Source organism: Paralcaligenes sp. KSB-10 (assembly GCF_021266465.1).
Lineage (GTDB): Bacteria > Pseudomonadota > Gammaproteobacteria > Burkholderiales > Burkholderiaceae_B.
The window spans coordinates 3,621,204-3,641,666 of sequence record NZ_CP089848.1; the positions used below are offsets into that span (position 1 = coordinate 3,621,204).

At 57.6% G+C, this 20,463-nt stretch carries 12 protein-coding genes; 10 read left to right on the forward strand and 2 right to left on the reverse strand.

Annotated features, from left to right (window positions below):
• Positions 1-17: 17 nt before the first annotated feature.
• Together hemB and yihA are read right to left on the reverse strand one after the other, a co-directional pair.
• Positions 18-1,034, reverse strand: coding sequence for a porphobilinogen synthase (gene hemB, locus LSG25_RS16645; protein ID WP_232742002.1), 1,017 nt, complete (start codon positions 1,032-1,034; stop codon positions 18-20).
• Positions 1,031-1,654 (reverse strand): ribosome biogenesis GTP-binding protein YihA/YsxC, encoded by a 624-nt coding sequence (gene yihA / locus LSG25_RS16650; protein WP_232742003.1) that lies wholly within the window; start codon positions 1,652-1,654, stop codon positions 1,031-1,033. Before yihA ends, hemB begins: the two co-directional genes overlap by 4 nt.
• 153 nt (positions 1,655-1,807) lie before the next feature.
• Between yihA and LSG25_RS16655 the strand changes: the two genes are divergently transcribed.
• The 10 genes from LSG25_RS16655 (at position 1,808) to pelG (ending at position 20,462) form a co-directional block, all read left to right on the forward strand.
• Positions 1,808-2,512: a c-type cytochrome gene (locus tag LSG25_RS16655; protein WP_232742004.1), complete on the forward strand. Its 705-nt coding sequence runs from the start codon at positions 1,808-1,810 to the stop codon at positions 2,510-2,512.
• Positions 2,513-2,601: 89 nt separating this feature from the next.
• Positions 2,602-4,644, forward strand: coding sequence for a cytochrome c biogenesis protein ResB (locus LSG25_RS16660; protein ID WP_232742005.1), 2,043 nt, complete (start codon positions 2,602-2,604; stop codon positions 4,642-4,644).
• 11 nt (positions 4,645-4,655) lie between these two features.
• The gene (gene ccsB, locus LSG25_RS16665) at positions 4,656-6,014 is read left to right on the forward strand and encodes a c-type cytochrome biogenesis protein CcsB (RefSeq protein ID WP_232742006.1); all 1,359 of its coding nucleotides are present in this window, start codon (positions 4,656-4,658) and stop codon (positions 6,012-6,014) included.
• Positions 6,015-6,683: 669 nt separating this feature from the next.
• Positions 6,684-9,395, forward strand: a complete 2,712-nt coding sequence (locus LSG25_RS16670) for a sugar ABC transporter (RefSeq protein WP_232742007.1) — start codon at positions 6,684-6,686, stop codon at positions 9,393-9,395.
• On the forward strand, positions 9,388-14,550 hold the full coding sequence (locus LSG25_RS16675; RefSeq protein WP_232742008.1) for a tetratricopeptide repeat protein: 5,163 nt from the start codon (positions 9,388-9,390) through the stop codon (positions 14,548-14,550). Before LSG25_RS16670 ends, LSG25_RS16675 begins: the two co-directional genes overlap by 8 nt.
• Before the next feature lie 66 nt (positions 14,551-14,616).
• Complete coding sequence (locus tag LSG25_RS16680) at positions 14,617-15,156, forward strand: penicillin-binding protein activator LpoB (protein ID WP_232742009.1); 540 nt, start codon at positions 14,617-14,619, stop codon at positions 15,154-15,156.
• Positions 15,157-15,168: 12 nt separating this feature from the next.
• Positions 15,169-16,539 carry a PelD GGDEF domain-containing protein gene (locus LSG25_RS16685; protein WP_232742010.1) on the forward strand — a complete coding sequence of 457 codons (1,371 nt, stop codon included), beginning with the start codon at positions 15,169-15,171 and terminating at the stop codon, positions 16,537-16,539.
• Entirely contained in the window at positions 16,532-17,536 is a 1,005-nt protein-coding gene (locus tag LSG25_RS16690; protein ID WP_232742011.1) for a hypothetical protein, read from the forward strand. The genes LSG25_RS16685 and LSG25_RS16690 overlap by 8 nt, the downstream gene beginning before the upstream one ends.
• Positions 17,533-19,086, forward strand: a complete 1,554-nt coding sequence (gene pelF, locus LSG25_RS16695) for a GT4 family glycosyltransferase PelF (RefSeq protein WP_232742012.1) — start codon at positions 17,533-17,535, stop codon at positions 19,084-19,086. Before LSG25_RS16690 ends, pelF begins: the two co-directional genes overlap by 4 nt.
• Positions 19,086-20,462: an exopolysaccharide Pel transporter PelG gene (pelG, locus tag LSG25_RS16700; protein ID WP_232742013.1), complete on the forward strand. Its 1,377-nt coding sequence runs from the start codon at positions 19,086-19,088 to the stop codon at positions 20,460-20,462. The genes pelF and pelG overlap by 1 nt, the downstream gene beginning before the upstream one ends.
• Position 20,463 lies beyond the last annotated feature (1 nt).

Here is a 20,463-nt window from a genome sequence, read left to right on the forward strand (position 1 = left end):
CAAGAGTGCAAAAGCATCTAGCCCTGTTGTTTGAGCAGTTTGGCCGCCGCAATGGCGAAGTATGTCAGAATTCCGTCGCCGCCGGCGCGCTTGAAAGCGACCAGGGACTCCATCATGACTTTATCGTGATCGAGCCAGCCGTTGGCGGCCGCCGCCTTGATCATGGCGTACTCGCCGCTGACCTGGTAGGCATATGTGGGCATGCCGAAGGCATTTTTCACATCGCGCAGAATATCCAGATAAGGCAGCCCCGGTTTCACCATGACCATGTCGGCGCCTTCGCGGATGTCGGCTGCCACCTCCCGCAGGGCTTCGTTACGGTTGGCCGGGTCCATCTGGTAGGTGAATTTATTGGATTTCCCCAGGTTGGTGGCCGAGCCCACCGCATCGCGGAATGGTCCGTAAAACGCGCTGGCATATTTGGCGGAATACGCCATGATGCGGGTATAGATATGCTTTTGGGCTTCGAGCGCCTGGCGGATCGCGCCGATGCGGCCGTCCATCATGTCGCTGGGCGCCACGATATCGACACCGGCCGCGGCCTGGACCAGCGCCTGGCTCGTCAATATTTCCACGGTGGGTTCATTCAGCACATAGCCGTCGGCATCGATCACGCCGTCTTGCCCATGGCTGGTGTAGGGGTCCAGCGCGACATCGGTCAATATCCCCAGCTCGGGGAAATGCTTCTTGAGCATGGCAACCGTGCGTGGAATCAGACCTTTGGGATTGGTGGCCTCGATGCCATCGGGGGTTTTCAGGCTGGGGTCGATGACCGGGAACAGGGCCAGCACCGGAATGCCAAGCGCAAGGCATTCTTCGGCGACCTTCAGCAAGGTGTCGGGCGAATAGCGCACCACGCCGGGCATGGAGGGCACGGGCTCCTGTATGCCCTGGCCTTCCATGACAAATACCGGGTAAATCAGATCGCTGGCCGTCAGCACGTTTTCGCGCACCAGACGGCGCGAAAATTCGTCACGGCGGTTGCGGCGGGGACGGGCGGCCGGAAAATCGGCTGAAACGATAAAAGAAGTCATGGAACAACCTTTGGAGAAATCCAGTTTTCAATATGGGCGGCCGCTTCTTCCAGCCCGATGCGATGGGTAGCGGAAAATGGCACGGTGTTCAGGGCGCCGATATCGGCCAATTCTTTTCTGACGGCGAATACGGCCTTGACACGCTGGCCATAAGGCAGCTTGTCGGCCTTGGTCAGTAGCGCCAGAACCGGGCGCTGCGTAGGGGCAACCCAGTCGGCCAGCCGGCGGTCCATCTCGGTGACGCCGCGCCGGATATCGATCAGCAGCACGATACCCGCCAGCGATTCGCGTTCGCGCAGGTAGCCGCCCAATACCTCGGCCCATTCTTCGCGAGCATTTTTTGCCACTGAGGCATAGCCGTAGCCGGGCAAATCCACCAGGAATCCCAGGGACTGCTCGGGATCCAGGGGGTCGGGAATGCCAAACAGGTTGATCAATCGGGTACGCCCCGGCGTTTTACTGGAGAACGCCAGGCGCCTTTGATTGGTGAGCACATTGATGGCTGAAGATTTGCCGGAATTGGACCTGCCGACGAAGCAGACTTCGGCGGTGGTCGGGGCCGGCAATTGATCCAGGCGGGCCGCGGAAACTGTGAAACGGGCGCGATGCAAAATAGACACGGGGTTACCTAGGTCGGTTTAATTTAACTGCTATTGTATAATCGCAGGTTTGAAACTGTTGCGGTCGTTGTGGTTGGAAGGTTCTTCCGGCGAAAACGGCCTAATCTTAGCGGCGTATATCGCCCGGATCGAAACCCGATCGTCGAGGTCTTCATGAAGCGTGTGCTTTCCAGTATGTTGGTTGCCAGCGGCTTGCTGCTGGGTTCGTCTTTTTTGTCCGCCAGCTTTGCCGCCGAAGCGGTCGGGGTTCCCAAGCCCGACGCCGCCAAGGGCGAGCAGCTCTATGTCAACGGCGATTCGGCGCGCGGCATTATTGCCTGTGCTTCCTGCCACGGGGCGGCTGGCAACAGCACGATTCCGTCCAATCCGAATCTGGCCGCCCAGCCGCACGAGTATCTGGCCAAGCAATTGGCTGATTTTCGTCCGAAAGACGCCAAATCGACACCCTTGCGCCGCGGCGCAAATGGCGCCAACACGGTCATGACCAACTTTGCCGCCGCGCTTACACCCGCCGATATGCAAAATATCGCGTATTACCTGGCACAGCAACCGCTCGATCTTGCAAAGGCCGGCACGGCTAGCAAAAAAGCCACCGTGGAACTTGGCCAGAGCATCTGGCGTGGCGGCTTGCCCGACCGCAATGTCGCGGCGTGCGCCAGTTGCCACTCGGCAAATGGCGCCGGCCTGCCTGGCGAATTCCCCCGCCTGTCCGGCCAGCACCCTGCCTATATTGAAGAGCAGCTCAAGCTGTTCCGTAGCGGCGATCGCGCCAATGGCCCCATGATGCATGATATCGCCGATCGCATGTCCGACGCCGATATCGCGGCCGTTGCCGACTACGCCGCGGGTTTGCGTTAAACCTGTGGTTGTGCGGGAACTATTTCCGTGCAGCCAGATCAAATGGGGGGGAAGCTGTAGCCGGCGTCCTCCCTTTTTTGCGAATTGAAATGAACCGAACTTTATCTGTACGCCGCTGGAGCATCGATGTCCTCGAATTGCTCGGCTCCATGCGTTTTGCCGTCAGTCTGTTAATGTTCATTTGTGTGGCAAGCCTTATCGGCACTGTGCTGCAGCAGAATCAGCCCCCCAGTAAATACATCGACCAGTTCGGCCCCTTTTGGTTTGCCGTATTCGACAAGTTCTCCATCTGGCATATCTACAATAGCTGGTGGTTTTTGCTGATCATGACCTTTCTGGTGGTCTCGACCGGCATCTGCCTGATCCGCAATGCACCCAAAATGGTGAACGATGCCCGTTCGTTTCGCGAATACATACGCGAAAGCAGCCTGCGTTCGTTTCATCACCGGATCGAATGCGGTTCGGTACTTGCTCCGAACGAAAACCAGAACCGCGTGCAGCAATGGTTGTCCGAGCAGGGCTACAAGTTCAAGACCCGCCAGGATGGCGAAGGCGTGCTGATTGCCGCCAAGAAAGGCAGCGCCAATCGCTTCGGCTATATTTTTGCCCATGCGGCGATTGTCATCATCTGTATTGGCGGCCTGCTCGACAGTGAGCTGGCTGTCAGGCTGCAAGTGTGGTTGGGCAAGAAGCCCATTACGCAAAACATGCTGATTTCCCAGGTGCCGGAATCCGGGCGCCTGCCGGCGGGCAACCCCAGCTTTCGCGCCAATATGCTGGTGCCTGAAGGCAGCGAGAGCAGTACCGGCATTGTTGGGGTCGACGATGGCGTGCTGGTCCAGCCGCTGCCCTTCGTGCTCAAGCTCAAGAAATTCGTGGTCGATTATTATTCGACGGGGATGCCCAGCAGCTTTAAAAGCGATGTCGAAGTCACCGACCCGGCAACCGGCAAGAAATTCGACCGGACCATCGAAGTCAACGAACCCTTGCGCTACAAGGGAGTCACCGTTTACCAATCCAGTTTCGATGATGGCGGCAGCAAGCTCCAACTGGTGGGTTACCCTCTGGTCGGATCAAAAAGCCAGCCGTTCGATGTGTCGGGTACGGTAGGTAAATCGACCGAAATCACCATGGGCAGCGATCCCAAGGCGGGGCGCGTCGAGCTGGATCTGTCGGGTTTACGCGTAATCAATGTCGAAAACCTGTCGGGTAACGTCAATCCGCAACCCAAGCCCATGCTGGCGCAAGTGGCGGCTGTCACAGGCAGCGCCGCCGGGGCAAAAAACGAAAACCTGCATAACGTGGGGCCCAGCGTGCAGTATCGCGTGGTTGGCCGGGATGGCCAGTCGCACGAATTCAATAACTACATGCTGCCCATGAAGCTCGACGGCAGTTATGTATTCCTGGCGGGCGAGCGTGATAACCCGGGCGCCAACTACCGGTATATGCGCATCCCGGCCGACGCCAATAACTCTGTGGCCGAATTCATGAGTCTGCGCGCGGCCTTGCACGATCCATTCATGCGTGCTGAGGCGGCGGGCCGTTTCGCCGCCAAGAATGCCAGTTCCGAGGCACAGCGGCCATTGCTGGAAAAGGCGGCTGCCGGCGCTCTGGAAACCTTTGCCAAGGGCGGTTTCAACGCCATTGTCGAGAAAGTGCCAGAGCCGGAACGCGAAAAGATCCTGGGGTTTGCGGTGCCCATGGTGCAATTGTGCCTGGTTGAATTGCGCGACCTCGAGCGCGAGAAGACAGGTGCCAAACCTATTGATCACGAAGGTCCGGCTGGCGAGAAGGCCAGCAAATGGATTCAGCTCTCCCTGCTGGCGCTGGCGAACCTGCCCGATTACCCGGCGCCCGTATTCATGTCGCTCAAGAGCTTCGATCATGTGCAGGCCAGCGTGTTCCAGGTGGCTCGCAGCCCTGGCAAGAATGCGGTTTATCTGGGCTGTTTATTTTTGATATTAGGCGTATTCTCGATGTTCTATATTCGGGATCGACGGATTTGGGTCTGGGTCAAGCCGCATGGACAGGGCAGCGAACTGCTGGCTGCCATGACTTCGCAACGGCGCACCCTCGACTTTCAACACGAGTTCGAGCGCTTCAAAGACGCGATCAAGCGCCTGTCTACGTAAAGAGGTTTCCTATGACCGATACAATCATCAAGCCGGGCCTGCCGATGTGGCAGGACGCCATGACGGCGAGCGGCGATTCGCGCGGTCGGCGCGGCTTGCCGAACTGGTCCGATATTGTCTTTTTCCTGGTTCTGGCCGGCGGGGCGGCGTATACGCTCATGAATTTCAGTAATAGCATGGACTATTACGAGAAGCTGATTCTGTGCGGCGCGGTCGCCGTGTTCAGCTGGATGGGCTGGTTGTGGCGTCCCTTGCGTACCCTGATGATCGCCAGCGGGCTCAGCGCCCTGTTCGCCATCTGGTTATACAGCAATGGCGGCGGTCTTGGCCAGGGCGACATCACGCGGGCCGAGCATGTGTTTTTCCTGAAATACTTGTTCTCGTCGCAGTCGGCTATTTTATGGATGTGCTCCCTGTTCGTGCTGGCCACGATCTGTTATTGGATCGGTATTTTCAGCAACACGGCAGCCTGGCTTGGCACCGTGTTCGCCTGGGGTGCCGTTTATGCCGGCGTGACCGGCTTGCTGGTGCGCTGGCGCGAAGGGCATTTGCTGGGTCCCGATATCGGCCATGTTCCGGTCAGCAACCTGTATGAAGTGTTCGTGCTGTTCTCACTGATCACGGCGCTGTTCTACCTGTACTACGAACGACGCTATGCAACGCGCGCGTTGGGCGGTTTCGTGATGCTGGTCATCAGCTCGGCGGTTATTTTCCTGCTGTGGTATTCCTTTACGCGCGATGCGTTTGCCATTCAGCCGCTGACTCCCGCTCTTAAAAGCTGGTGGATGAAGCTGCATGTGCCGGCCAACTTCATTGGGTATGGCACATTTTCGCTGGCGGCCATGGTGGGTTTTGCCTATCTGATCAAAGAGCACGGACAGACTACGTCGCGCGCCCAGTTGATTCCCTTGTTCATACTTGGGGCGGTATTGTGCGCCGAACCCATGGTGTTCGGCTCCAAAGAGCTGTCGCTGACCTGGATGCTGTATTTCGGGCTTGGGGCGATTATCGTGGGAGCAATACTGGCGTTTCGCCGGCAGATCGCCAATAAGCTGCCGTCGCTCGAAATCCTCGACGACATCATGTACCGCGCCATTGCGGTCGGTTTCGCCTTCTTTACGGTCGCCACGATCCTGGGTGCACTGTGGGCCGCCGACGCCTGGGGCACATACTGGCAGTGGGATCCCAAGGAAACCTGGGCGCTTATCGTCTGGCTCAATTATGCGGCGTGGCTGCACATGCGCCTGATGAAGGGCTTGCGCGGCAGCATGGCCGCCTACTGGGCATTGGGTGGTTTGCTGGTAACCAGTTTTGCCTTCCTGGGTGTGAATATGTTTTTGTCGGGCCTGCACTCATACGGCGAGCTTTAGGCTGCGCTGCATCCTCCTTGTGGCGGGCTAAAAGTGCCGGGCTGATATTTCATCAGCCCGGCACTTTTGCGTTACGCCAGGCCGGCACCTGCATGGAACATTCAATCGTTTCGGTAACTATTATCAGCTATTCGATACAAAACGTAGTAAATTATCATCTATTCCCGCATTGAATGTAACGAATTTACTATTTTCAATATGTCAATAGGCCATGAGGGTATCGGTTAAAAGATATACAAATGGCGTATCTTGTGACACAATTCACATCTCGGTACGTAGCCCAGCTACGAAAAATTGTCTAAACCCCCGCTAAATTTCTCGAGTTTCGCAGATCTCGTCGATTAGAATCCCAAGACGGGCATCTTGACGTCCTCGTATGTAACATAATGGTCCGAGGCAACGGTACAGTCGCCCGAAATAAAAGAAAACAACAATGATGTGGTGTTTGGCATTGCGGCAAAGAAAAAGGCCAGGAAAAAGGCATAGGTAATGTAGCAAGGGCACACCCATCGTAACAAGAGCAATCAAGATATGATGTGGCGTCAAAGCTCCAACAAAGACGGCAAGATGGGTTTAGCGCGCGGGTTACGCCCATCGCCAAATCAAGGCCGAATGCACGGTCTTTGCCTACTGGCGCTCCGCCTGTTTGTGGTCGGTATTGGGAGCGTATTGGTTTCTTTGCCCGGGCATGGCGTGGCTCGCGCTGCAACGGTTGCCGCTGGCTCTGTGCAAGCCCCGAATATTGCGTTCTACTACCAGAGCGACTTGCCTGTCGACGAACTGCAAGCGTTCGATACGGTGGTTATCGATCCGGCCCGTGCCGTTTTGCCTCAGGCCAATCTGGCGCCGCATACGGCCTGGTTTGCGCGCCTCGATTTGAGCGGGCTTGCGGGGAAATCACACGATGTAAATGCTTTTGTCAGCCAGACGGTCGGCCCATTGTGGGAAAAAGGGTACCGCGGGTTTTTATTGGATGACGGGGCGGGGCTCGACGAAAACGCGGCTCAATCCGACGCGTGGCTTGGCCAGCTCATGAAAGCAATACACGCCAAATATCCCCAGGCTCGCCTGATGCTGCGCAACCATTTGGGCCTGGTCCAGGCCAATGCGGCCGATTTATATGCCGCAGTGGTCGATTCGCTTTATCAGAAGCAGAATGGCTATGGCAGCTTTCTTGCGGAAGTTCCACAGGCGCTGCGCGCCAATGCGCTGAAGCAGATCAAGAGCATCCAGGCCCATGCGCCGCTGCCGGTGGTCGCCATAGACTACTGCGCGGTGGGCGACCAGACATGCCGCCGCAATACGGCGCGTCGGCTCACCGCCGATGGCGTCACACCTTTTGTCACGGCCCCGGGCATGGCCACTGTTGGTGTCGGCCGCATCGAAGTAATGCCGCGCAAGATCCTGCTGGTGCAGACTGTTGGCCGCTATCAGCCGCTGGACAAGTCGGTCGGCGCATACAGTATCGCAATGCCGCTCAATTATCTTGGCTACGATATCCAGTACGCCGATATCAATGCCCCCCTGCCTGGCCATATTACAAACGATCGTTACGCCGGGATCGTGGTCGCCATCGATCGGGCCGTCAATAACTCGGGCGCCTGGCGCCAATGGTTGCTGGCGCGCATACACGAAGGGATGCGCGTTGCCGTTTTCAATCAATTCGGCTTTCCCATCGATGTCCAGGCCGGCCGCGCCCTGGGCCTCGAGGTGGTGCCGGGCACGGCTCCTGCAAATAGTTCGCCCCAGGTGGTAAGCAAGGCACCCATGATGGGCTTCGAGATTATGCCCAAGCCCGATATTCGCAGCGCGTTGGGAATACGCGTCGGAGCCGGGGGGCGGTCTTTGCTGCGTTTGAATGCCAATAACTACATATACGATGCGGCGGGCCTGACCTCATGGGGAGGCTATGTGCTGGACCCGTATACAGTGGTCAGCCGAAATGCCATCGGGCAGGATCGCTGGGCTATTCAGCCGATCGATTTCCTCAGGCAGGCCTTGGCGCTACCCGACATGCCGGTGCCCGACTTAACGACCGAAAATGGCCGGCGTCTGATGTTTACCCATGTGGATGGTGACGGTTTTGCATCACGGGGCGAGTTTGCCGGCGCCACAAATGAATACAGCGGTCAGATTCTGTATAACCAGATCTTTACCAAGTACCGGCTGCCCATGACTGTGTCGGTAATTGAAGGAGAGGTTGGTTCTTCAGGCATGTATCCCAAGCTCACGCCGGTGCTTGAGCCCATCGCGCGCAAAATATTCGCCTTGCCCAATGTCGAGATTGGCAGCCATACATACTCTCACCCTTTCTATCTAGAACAGGTCGACAGCACGGGCAGGCGATTCAATAACGGCAAGCTCAGGCCGGAGTGGCGAGGAGACACTCCATTTTCCCTGGACATTCCCCATTACGACTTCAGTATGGAGCGTGAAATTCAGGGCTCTATCGATTACATTAATCATCGTCTTGCGCCGCCCGGGAAATCTGTTGTCGCAGTCTTGTGGCCGGGGGACGCCGCGGCGCCGCCAATCGCCCTGCGCTTGGCTGCCAAGGCAGGCGTGCTTAATATCAATGGCGGCGATACGATAATAACCAAGAACAATAATAGCTGGACCAATATCGCGCCCTATGGTCTTGCTAAGGGCGATCGCCCAGGTGATTACCAGGTCTATGCCGGGGTAATGAATGAAAACGTCTATACCAACGATTGGCTGGGGCCATACTATGGCTATGATCGCGTACTTGAAACGTTTGCATTGACCGACAAACCCATACGCTTCAAACCTATCGATATTTACTATCACTTTTATTCGGGGACCAAGACGGCCTCGTTGAAAGCGCTGCATACCGTGTTCAATGCCGTGCTCAAGCAGCCGATTTTCCCGGTCTTTACGACTGAGTATCTCGAGCGGGCTCTTGATTGGCGCCGTGTGGCGGTTGCGCGTGAAGGGAATCGCTGGGTCGTGCGGTCGGGCCAGTATCTGCGTGAGTTGCGCTGGCCCGGCAGTGGGGTTCCCGATCTGTCGACGGCCTCGGATGTCTCGGGCTATCTACCCGGTCCAGGCGGTTTATATATTCATATGGGAGGCGACCAGGCGTCGTTTGCAATTTCGCCGAAATCCTCGGGGAACATACCTTATATCGCCCAGGCCTCGGGCTTTGTACGCAATTTCGAGCGTACGGGCAGAGGGATGCAGTTCGAGTTCGGCGGGTATTACAAGCCATTTGTGCAGTTGGCCGATGCCGGGAGTTGCCGCGCAACCATCGATGGCAGGCCGGCGGGCGCGGCTGGCAAGGGGGGGGCCTTGCAATTGAGCGTAAGCGGCAACGCGGCCAAACCCGTTTCTTATCATTCAATCAAGGTGAACTGTGAATAAGGGTCGCGAACAATTATGCCCGCTGTGGCTTTCCGCCGTGATCGGGGCGGGCGTTGTCGCGGCGCTGGCTACGGCTTACCCGCGCGATGGCGAGCAGGCTCGAAGCCTTGCGTCGCAGCCGCCTTCCGAGTTGTCCACCGCTTATCTGGAAGCCTGGCTGCGCCTCAAGCCCGACTCGCCTCAGTATTTGAATCTGCTTGCCACCCAGTACATAAAGCTGGGTCAATGGGGGCCGGCTCTGCGCGTTGCCGATAGGCTCGCGAGCTTGGGCAAGGACGACAAGGCGCGCCAGCAGGCTTTGTTGTTGAAGGTCTCGGCCACCGAACAGATGGCATACGAATACCCGCCGGCAGATCCGCGCCGGGCGGAAGGTGTGGCCCGTTTTACCAAAGTGCTGGAACAAACCTCCCAATACCAGTGGGATATCCCCATGATGCGTTCGTTCGCCGAAAAGGCGCGCGACGCCGGCGCCGATGCGATCATGACCAGCTATTATCGAAAACTGGCCGCCGCCGACAGCACTCATGCGGCGCAGTGGCAGGAAAAGCTGGGCGACGCCGCCCTGTCTCATCAGAATTACAACGATGCGGCTCAGGCTTATTTTGCGGCCTACGATGCGGCCGATACGATCGACACCAAGCGGCGTTATTTTATTGAAGCGCTGAAGGTACTGGAATCGGGTGATCAGGTTGCCCGTGCCTGCGACGAAGGCGCGCGACGCCTTGGCGACCTGGCCCAGGATCCTCAAACCTTGCGCTATCTGCTTGATTTGGCACGGCAAGTGAACCGCAGCGATCTGGTGACTCGCTATGCGCGCGATCTGATAAAACTTTCCCCCCTGAGTGCGGTGCCTGCCGCGGGCGGGCGTGAGGCCCGCCCCTACGAAGCGGCTGTTCGGTACGAAGCGGGTGCGTCCACGATCGGCGCCATGGCGATTCCTTTGTATCGCGGAAGTGTCCGCCGTGCCAGCTATCTGCCGCAAATGACCGGTGCACGCAGTTATCTGGCGGCCGCGGATGCGGCTCCTGGCGCGAGCGTTCAGGATGCAAAAAAATCCGCCGAATACGAACTGGTCTACAAGGCGTTCGTTGAAAGCAACTCGCTCGATGATGCCGAAAAGGTGGCGCAGAAGGCGCTCGACGCTCATCTGGATCCTTTGGTGTGGACACGCCGCCTGGCCCAGGTGGCTCAATGGAATAATCACCCCAAAGTGGCATTGAAGTACTGGTTGTTGTTTGCGCAGGCGTCGGGCAATGAGGAAGCCTGGGGCAATGTGCTGAAGCTTGCTCCGCAGCTCGACGATGACAAGGCCTATCTGGCCGCGTGGCAGCATGTTCAGCCCGAGGCGTCGAAGACCCAGTCGGATGCGCTGGCGGGTCAGAGTGCCTTGCTTGCCCAGTACATGAAGCTTGGCCATTGGGAATCGGCCCTGCGTGTCGTTGAAAACCTCAAAGGCCAGGGCGATGCCAAGGCGCAGCAAGGCGCTTTGCTGTTGGAAGCGGCCGTGACCGAACAGTTGGCCTATCAATTTCCGCCCAACGATGCGCGCCGCGCCGAAGGCCTGGCCCGCTTTACCAAAGTGTTGAAACAAACCACCCAATATCAATGGGATGTGTCAGTCATGAGCGGGCTCGCGGAAAAAGCACGCGAAGCGGGCGCCGATTCGGTCATGATGCGCTACTACCAGATGCTGGCCGTGGCCGATGCGGCCAATGCGTCGAAATGGCAAGAGCGGATCGGCGATGCCGCGCTCAGCCGACAAGCCTACGGCGAAGCCGCGCGTGCGTACTTTGCGGCTCAGGAAGCGGCGCCTGCGCTTGATGACAAACGGCGTTATTTCCTGGCCGCGCTAAAAGCGTTTGTGTCGGATGGCGAGGTTGGCCGCGCATGCACCGAAGCAGAGAAGCGGGCGGGCAGCCTGGCCGAGGATCCTGAAACGCTGCGCTACCTGATCAATCTGGCGCGGCAGGCAAGCCGCACCGACTTGATGGCGCGCTATGCGCGCGATCTGATCAAATATTCCACTCAAAGCCAGCGCGGCGCCTATTATTCCGATTACGCCGATGCCGTGGGCTATGTGAATTTCACGCCTGCCGATTTGGACGGCCTGATTCGTCACGCTGATTTTCGGCCGACAGACCGGGCCGTGGCTGGATATTTCGATGGCCAGACTGCGAGTGCCCATGTGCAATTGGTCGCTACCGCCTCAGGCACCAAGCCCGAATCCGGGTCTGCCGTGGAAAACAGCGACTTCGATCTTGCATTCCAGGCCTTTGTCGAGAGCAAGCAGTTGGGCGAAGCCGAAAAGCTGGCTCAGAAAGCGCTCGAGCGTCACCTCGATCCTCTGGTATGGACACGCCGTCTGGCCCAGGTGGCCCAATGGAACAATCATCCGGCGCTTGCGCTGAAATACTGGTTGCAGTTTGCGCAGGACTCGGGCAATGACGAGGCCTGGGCCAATGTACTGAAGCTTGCGCCGCAACTCGACAACGACCAGGCCTATCTGGCCGCGCTGATACATGCATCGGACCGATCGCCGCGCGATCTGGCCTTGCGCGACAAAGTGGTTGCCACGTACGAGCGCCTGGGCCAGCCTCAGGCCGGCATGGCCTATCTTAAAAGCCGGGCCAAGGGTGCCGCGCGCCAGCCTTCGCTTGAGCGTTATGCGGCCCTTGCCGAACGTTCCGGCGATGACAAGGCTGCCCTGCAGGCCTACCGCAGCTTGATGTCCGCGTATCCTGAAAACCTGGCCTATGCGACGCATGTTGCCACCATTGAATATCAGCAGGGGAGTCCGGCTGATGCTCTGGCGACTCTGCACAAAGTCCGCGACAAGGCGAATGATCGTCTCGAATCCGCCCCATACTGGCGCTTGTATGGCGAACTTGCGCGCCAGATGGAAAATAAGGAAGACGCTAATTTCGCTTACAAGCATCTGCTGGCGACGGGGCAATCGGATGCTTCCGACCTGAACTCCATGACCTATTTTTATGAAGGCCATCCAATCGATGCGGGCCGTACGGCCGAGATGGAATTTCGCAAGAACGAGTCCGAAGTGGCGTTGAAATCGGCCTTGCAGTTTTATGCGGCGGCGGGCGCCTGGCCTCGTATCCAGCTCTTGCTCAATAGCCTGACGCCTGAACAGCGTGCGGAGTTCAACCAATCGGCGCCGCTTTTAGCCGCTCGCGGCCAGTACTATCTTCAAACCCAGCGTTGGGATGCCGCCTTGGCCGATTACCGGCGTGCTGCGCAATTGCCCGACGCCGACGATGAAATCAAAACGGCATATTTGTGGGCGTTGGTTGATTTCGGAAAAGACGACGAACTGCAAGCCGCTCTGAGCAAATGGCGTTCTGCCGCGAAAGTCAATTCGGCTTACTGGGGGGCGTTTGCCGCGGGCGAACTGCGTCTGGGCAATGCGGCCCGAGCCGTGACATATCTGCGCCAGCAGCGTGTGCAATCCGGCGATGACCCTTTATGGCTGATGTCCCTGGCGGACGCCGAGGAATCATCAGGCCATGCCAGCGCGGCCTGGGGTATTCGTCGCCAGGCCTGGCGTATATTGCAGTCCAAAACGGCTTCCGGCCAGCTTGTCGACGCTGCCGGCTCGAGCGGCAAGGCGAAAGGCGGCGATAAATTGTCCGCCTTGGATCCCAACGAGCGCCACGACCTGCGTATGGCGCGCGTGACTTTGAGCCAGACATTTACCAATGGCGATATTTCACGCAGCCTGCTGATCGATCTGCTCAAGCAGGATGGCCGCAAGCCTGAAGAGCGTGCGGTGGCGAACTCTCTGTTGGCCGACAATGCCGGCCTGCCAAAACTGAAGGACGTTGTGGCAGGTGGCGGAAAACAATCGTCAGGGCCTGCCGCGGGCAAGGGCAATGCACATCGCCGCCTTATCAGCGCAACCGCCAAAGAGGTGGCTGTGGCCTGGGCCATCAGCGGTGAGCATAACGATCTGGCTCGTGCCTGGCTGGCTCGCGAATACACCAATCGCCTGCTGCGGCCCGCCGATGCCGAAGTGACACTGGCATTGGCCGACCACGATCGGGAAACGCTGGCGCGTGTACTGGATACCCGCCAGGGACGTATTCCGATCGACAGTCGCATTGCCGCGTTGGTTCAGACGGGAAGAGCCAGTGAAGCGGAAAGCGTGGCGTTTGCGGCGGCCGAAGGCGCGCCCGACAACAGCGACGTGCATGACACCATGACCGAGACGCTGTTGCGCGACCGGCCTTCGGTTGGCGCCGATGTCATGAACTCGATTTCCGACCCCTTGCGCTATGTTCAAAGCTCAGTGGTGGGCGGCCTCAAGCTGACCAGCCGCCTGGGCTTGAACATCGAGGCCATACAGCGCAATCAGCGCACCACCGATACCGATCAGCTGGCATGGGTGCCGGCGCATGATCGCGAGCTTAATCTGACCTTGCGCGACAGCACCATCGATCGCGACCTGTCGCTGACGGTCGGGCATCGCAATGCGGTAAATTCGTTTTATACCGGGAATATACACGGTGACTTCAATCGCACCGGCCCCTTGACGACCAGCTTCACCCTGGGCATCAATCAGTTCACCAATTTGTCTCCGGAAATGCAGGTGGGAGCGACCAAAGATACCTTCCAACTGGGCCTGCAATGGAATCCCGAATCGCGCTGGTTTGCACAAGGCACGGCCGAAGCCAATCGCTTCCATGCCCAGGATCGCACCTATATGGGTCATGGCTTCGATCTGGCGGCCAGCATCGGATACCGGTTCCGCACGACCTACCCCGATTGGAATATTCGTCTGGTGGGAGCACGGGGCATTTACTCGGCAAGCGACAATGTGATTTCGTCTTTGGGAGTTCTTCTGCCTGATGGGACCGTTCCTTCGGCCTTTCAATTCATGCCGCAAAACTTTACCCAATATGGGCTGATGGTCGGTCTGGGTACCGACGACAAGAACGCCTATTCGCGCGCCTGGCGCCCCTTCGTCGATGTCGGCTATGTGCACGACAGCAATCAGGGCTGGGGACCGCAGGTCAATCTGGGTATAGGCGGCGCGCTGTTCGGCAACGATCATTTGCGGATTTTCTATGTACATGAAGCCGCGGCAAAGGGGAGCGGCCAGCGCGTGACGCAAGTAGGTTTGTCGTATCGATTGTTTTATTAAGCCGTGGCAGCGCACAAGACACGGCGCCCACATTGATTGTCATTTAATGAAAACCGGAGCAAGAGCATGAAAACCCTTGGTATTAGCAAATTTCTGAAATGGGGCAGCGTAATGCTGCTGGCTGTGTTGGCAGGTTGCTCGACAATCGACGCCAGCAACTCGCCTGCCCTGACCAAAGCCGATGGGCTGGCTGTGCTGCCTATTGCCAACTACACCGAAACGCCCGATGCGGGCCAGCGCGCCCAGAGCATTGCACAAAGCATATTGCACCAGAAAGGGTTCTCCGGCCTACAGGCTTACCCCAATAGCGACGGCGCGGATTCCCTGGTCGGCGGCAACTCTGATCAAACACGGACACAGGCGCTTGACTGGGCCCGCAACACTGGCGCACATTACGCCCTGAGCGGCTCTGTCCAGGAATGGCGCTACAAGGTTGGGGTGGACGGCGAGCCTGTGGTTGGCCTGACCTTCAATCTCATCGACCTGAAATCCGGTGCGATTGTCTGGAGCGCCACCGGCAGCCGCAGCGGCTGGAGCCGTTCCAGTGTGGCCGGAGTTGGGCAAACCCTGATTCGGCAATTGTTGTCTCCCTTAACACCACGATAAGGACAAGCCGCCGTGCAATCCGCTACGTTACAGCAACAGCCGTCAAAAGCGCGTAAATCCGACTCCAAGGGCAATGTCGGACTGTATGGCCGTTTGTTTGCGCCAGCGGCTACCCGGCCCGCTTCCATTATCGAGGTTATTGTCGGCATGATCCTGGTTATCGGGGTCTGCTATTTAATCCGGCCTGGCGATCCCCTGTTGTTGGGTATCGACTTTCCGTGGATCTGGCTGGCCGCCACCGTTTTCGCGTTGCGCTATGGCGCGCTTCTGGGCGTGGTGGCGGGCTTGTGCGTGGCGCTCGCCTGGGCCGTGTTTTACGGCGACGGCGGCGCTTTTCCCACCATGTTTTTCGTGGGTGGATTGACGCAGTTGGTCATCACAGGGCATTTCTGCGATGTCTGGGCCAATCGCGCCAATCGTTTGCAGGGCGTCAATAACTATCTCAATGATCGTTTGGTGTCTATCACCAATAATCATTATTTATTGCGTGTTTCCCACGAGCGTCTCGAAAGGGATTTGCTTTCCAAGCCTTCCACTTTGCGCGATGCAGTGGGCTACCTGCGAAGCCTGTCCGCATCGAATGTGCAAAGCGACCCGCTGCCCAATGCCCAGGCCATGCTCGAGTTTGCGGCTTTGAGCTGCCAGATTGGCGTGGCATCGATCTTCCCGGTTGCGCGCAATGGCCTCGCGCAACAGGCCATTGCATCGGTGGGCGAGCGCTTCGAACTAAATGCCGATGACCCCTTGCTGCGCGAATGCGTCGAAAAGCGTGCGCTGTCGCATTTGCGCCATATCGATGCCCAGGAAAGCGCGTATCTGGCGTGCGTTCCGATCATTGCCGCGTCGGATCAGATGACAGGTGTGCTGGTGGTGCGCCGCATGCCGTTCCTGTCGCTGAATTTCGATAACCTGCAATTGCTGCTGGTTTTGCTTAATTATTATGCCGACGGCATCGAGCAGCAGGCGGTCGTGACTCAGGTACAGAAAGTCGTGGCTGAATGCCCTTACGATTTTGCCCTGGAACTGGGGCGCCTGGCTCACATGCGCCAGGTAAGCGGTGTTCATTCGTCGCTGGTTGCCTTGGTGTTTCCACGCGGTACGATTGGCGATTCGCTGTTTGACCAGGTTGTGCGCCAGCGCCGTACGCTTGACCTGCTGTGGGCGTTCAGCACGGAGCAGACGCAAGTGGTGGTCGTGCTCATGCCATTGACCGATGAAAACGGCATCGACGGCTATTTGCTGCGCATTGAAAGCAATCTGAAGACCCAGTTCGACACCGACCTGGCCCAGGCTCATGTGGCGGTGCACAGCGCCGCCGTCGACGCCGAGGCTCCTGGCTCTGGGCTCGAAAAATTACTGGCACGGTGCGGTCATCATGCTTAGGATATTATGTTCGTGCGTGCTGGGCCTGCTGGCGCTCGTAACGCAGGCGCTGGCGCTACGTACATTCTGGCAGCCTGTCGGTTCGTTCGACCCTGTGCTGGTGTTTTTTGGCTGGCAGGTTCTGGCGGCGTTCATGATGGGGCTGTTCATGCTTAGTGCTCTGCCCCGGCATTATCATGGGGGGCGCGTCGGGGCATTTGCCCATATTTTCGCCATTTGTCTGTTTTTGCCAGTGGCCGGTCAAGTACTTTTCCTGAGCGTGATACTGGTGGCCGTGCTGCTTCCCGCGGCAGACAAACAGGCGGATTCCGCACTTGTCGAAAACCCCGAGTTCGTTACCTATCTGGTGTCGCGGGTGACACATGGCGGCGGCGCACGATTGCGCGCGCGGCTCGAAAATCGCAATGGGTCGACTGAAGACCGCATGGCCGCCATGGTGGCCGTGCAGACGCTGCCGTCGCACATCACTGGCGGCATGCTGCGCGATCTTCTGTCCGATCCCTCCGAAGAAATTCGCCTGCTGGCCTACGGCATCGTCGATGGTGCCGAGAAATCCATCATGCAAGAGATCTTCCTGGCCCAGGAGCATCTGGCGGACGCGGTGACCACAGCCGAGAAAAGCGACGTCAACAGCCGCCTGGCCGAACTGCACTGGGAATTGATTTATCAAAACCTGGTGCATGGCGAAGTCCACCGCTACACTTTGGAGCGCGTCGAGCAATATGCTCACGAAGCCCTGGAACAGAATAACGAAAATGCGTCCATGTGGTATTTGCTTGGACGGTGCGCGCTGTTAAGCAATAAGCCGCGCGAGGCGCAGGAATTCCTGCAGAGCGCGCAGTTTTATTACTTCCCTGCCGACCGTCTGTTACCCTGGCAGGCCGAAGCGGCTTTTCTTCAGCGTGATTATGGTCGAGTCGGAAAGTTGCTTGGCCCCCTAGGCAACAGCACTGCGTCTCCTTTATTACAGCCCACTGTACGCTATTGGTCTAAATGAATACAAACCTGAATCGTCGGGCGCAATCGGCCGATATTGCTTTATTGCTTGAAGGGACGTTTCCTTATGTCTCGGGCGGAGTGTCGGCGTGGGTCAATCAAATGATTCGGGCGTTTCCCGAATTTACCTTTGCCATCGTATTTATCGGGAGCCGTCGCCAGGATTACGGCAAGCCGCGCTATGAGTTGCCCGACAACGTGGTTCACTTTGAAGAGCACTACATTCATGAGGCCACATCGTCTGAACCGGTGCAAACCAGCGCGGGCAACAAGCATGCTTTCGAGCGGGTCGCGCATATGCATGACGAACTGCGCAAGAACAAGAATCTGGGCGCAATCGGCAGGCTGATGCGTGAAGTGATTCCCATGCTGGCCGACGGCGGCGACATTAGTGAACAGCAGTTCCTGCATAGCAAGCGTTCCTGGGATTTCATTACCGACCATTACGAAAAGTACTGCACTGACCCTTCGTTCACCGACTATTTCTGGACAATACGCATCATGCACAAGCCGCTATGGCAACTGGCGCGCATTGCCGAGAATTTGATCCCGGCCAAGGTTTACCATACGGTCTCCACGGGCTATGCCGGATTTCTCGGCGCTTTGCTGCACTTCCGTACAGAGCGGCCCCTGCTGGTTTCCGAACACGGCATTTATACCAAAGAACGCAAGATCGATCTTTTGCAGAGCCAATGGATCCGCGACAATCGTGGCATTTTTGAAAAAGATATCTCGCAGGTCGGGTATTTCCAGGACCTGTGGGTGCGTTTTTTCGAAGCGATGGGGCGCGTTTGCTACGAAGCCGCCAACGACATCGTTTCCCTGTACGAAGGCAATCGCCTGCGCCAGATTCGCGATGGCGCTCCCGAAACCAAGACACGCAGCATTCCCAACGGTATAGCCGTCGGCCGCTTTGCTGCATTGCGGGATCGACGGCCGGCCGATGTGCCGCTGGTTGTGGCGCTTATCGGACGTGTGGTGCCGATCAAGGATATCAAGACATTTATCCGGGCAATTTTTATTGCCAGCCGCAAGCTGCCGGCCCTGCAAGGCTGGATCGTCGGTCCCGAAACCGAAGATCCGGAGTATGTTCGCGAATGCCGCGAACTGGTCGGCAGCCTGGGCCTGCAGGACAATCTGAAGTTTCTCGGGTTCAGGAAAGTCGATGACTTATTGCCCGAAATTGGCCTGGTTGCACTCAGCTCGATCAGCGAGGCGCTTCCGCTGGTCGTGCTTGAAGCATTTGCCGCGGGCATTCCGGTAGTGACCACCGATGTGGGGTCTTGCCGGGAACTGGTTGAAGGCATGGACGATGCCGATCGTGCGCTGGGTTGCGCCGGATCGGTCGTGCAGATTGCCAACCCCGAGCTTTTTTCGCAGTCGATACTCGGCTTGCTTGAACAGCCTTCGGTGTGGCGAGCCGCCCAACAGGCCGGTATTGCACGCGTCGAACGCTACTATACCGATACCCTTATGGAAGACAGCTATCGCGGGCTCTATCAGAAGCTGACGGCAAGCCGTGCGGACGGCAGCCCCAAAGGAGACCAGTAATGGCCGGCATAGGTTTTGAATTACGCAAGATCCTGCGGCGCGACAGCCTGACAAGCACCTTGTCGGCGTACGCGTACGCAGGCATTATCAGCGCGGGCCCGCTGATTTTATCGATAGTCGGTATTCTGCTGATCGGCCTGATGAGCCTGTCGGTCGTAGAGCCGCCCACACGTATCGTGCAGTTCCAGGTATCGGTCACTTATCTGATAGCCGCCAGCCTGATTGTTACGGGCGCGCTCCAGCTTTCGTTTACGCGCTTTATTTCCGACAGGCTCTTCGAGCGCCGGCCCGATCGGGTCCTGCCCAGCTACAACGCAGTGACGTTGGTAGCCACGCTTGTTACCGGTTTGATGGGGCTTATTCTGGCGGTCACCGTATTCAAGCACGAGTCTCTGGCCTACCGCATGCTGATGCTGATGGGCTTTGTCATCGTCAGCAATATCTGGATCGGTGTTATCTTTTTAACCAGTATCAAACAGTACAAGGCCATCCTCGCCACGTTTTTTGTGGGCTATTCCGTGACTGTCATCTTCGCGGTCATGCTCAACCGGTTTGGCCTGGAAGGTCTGCTGGGGGGATTTGTTTTCGGCCACCTGATTTTGCTGATTGGCCTGGCCAGCCTGATTCATCGCAATTACGAGTCCGACGACTACATTTCCTGGGAGGTATTCGACCGGCGTTTTGCGTATCCCAGTCTGATCTTTGTCGGCCTTCTGTTCAATCTGGGCATCTGGCTCGACAAGTTCATGTTCTGGTTCTCGGCCACCGGCCAGGACGTCATCGGACCGCTGCGTGCTTCCGTCATCTACGATATTCCCGTATTCATTTCGTATCTGTGCATTATTCCGGGGATGGCGGTTTTCCTGCTGCGCCTCGAAACCGATTTTGTCGAATACTACGACGGCTTTTATCGGGCCGTTCGCTCGGGCGGCACGCTAAATCAGATACGCGATATGCGTAACATGATGGTGCGCAGCGCCAGGACAGGCCTGTACGAGATTCTTAAAATCCAGGCGGTGGTGATTTTGCTGATTTTCGCGTTCGGCGACAAATTGTTGCGCCTGATCGGCATTTCAACTCTTTACCTGCCTTTGCTGCATATCGACGTGATTGCCGCAAGCCTGCAAGTATTGTTCCTGGGGATTCTCAACGTCTTTTTCTACCTGGACAGGCGCCGCATCGTGCTGGGTCTGACAGCCACGTTCGTGTTGCTCAATGGCGTGTTTACGTGGATTACCCTGGATTTAGGCCCCGATGTATATGGGTACGGATTTGCGGGCGCCCTGCTGCTGGTTGTATTGTTGGGTACTTACCTGCTTGACCGGCGTTTCGAAACGCTGGAATACGAAACCTATATGCTGCAACGGAGTTCCTGAA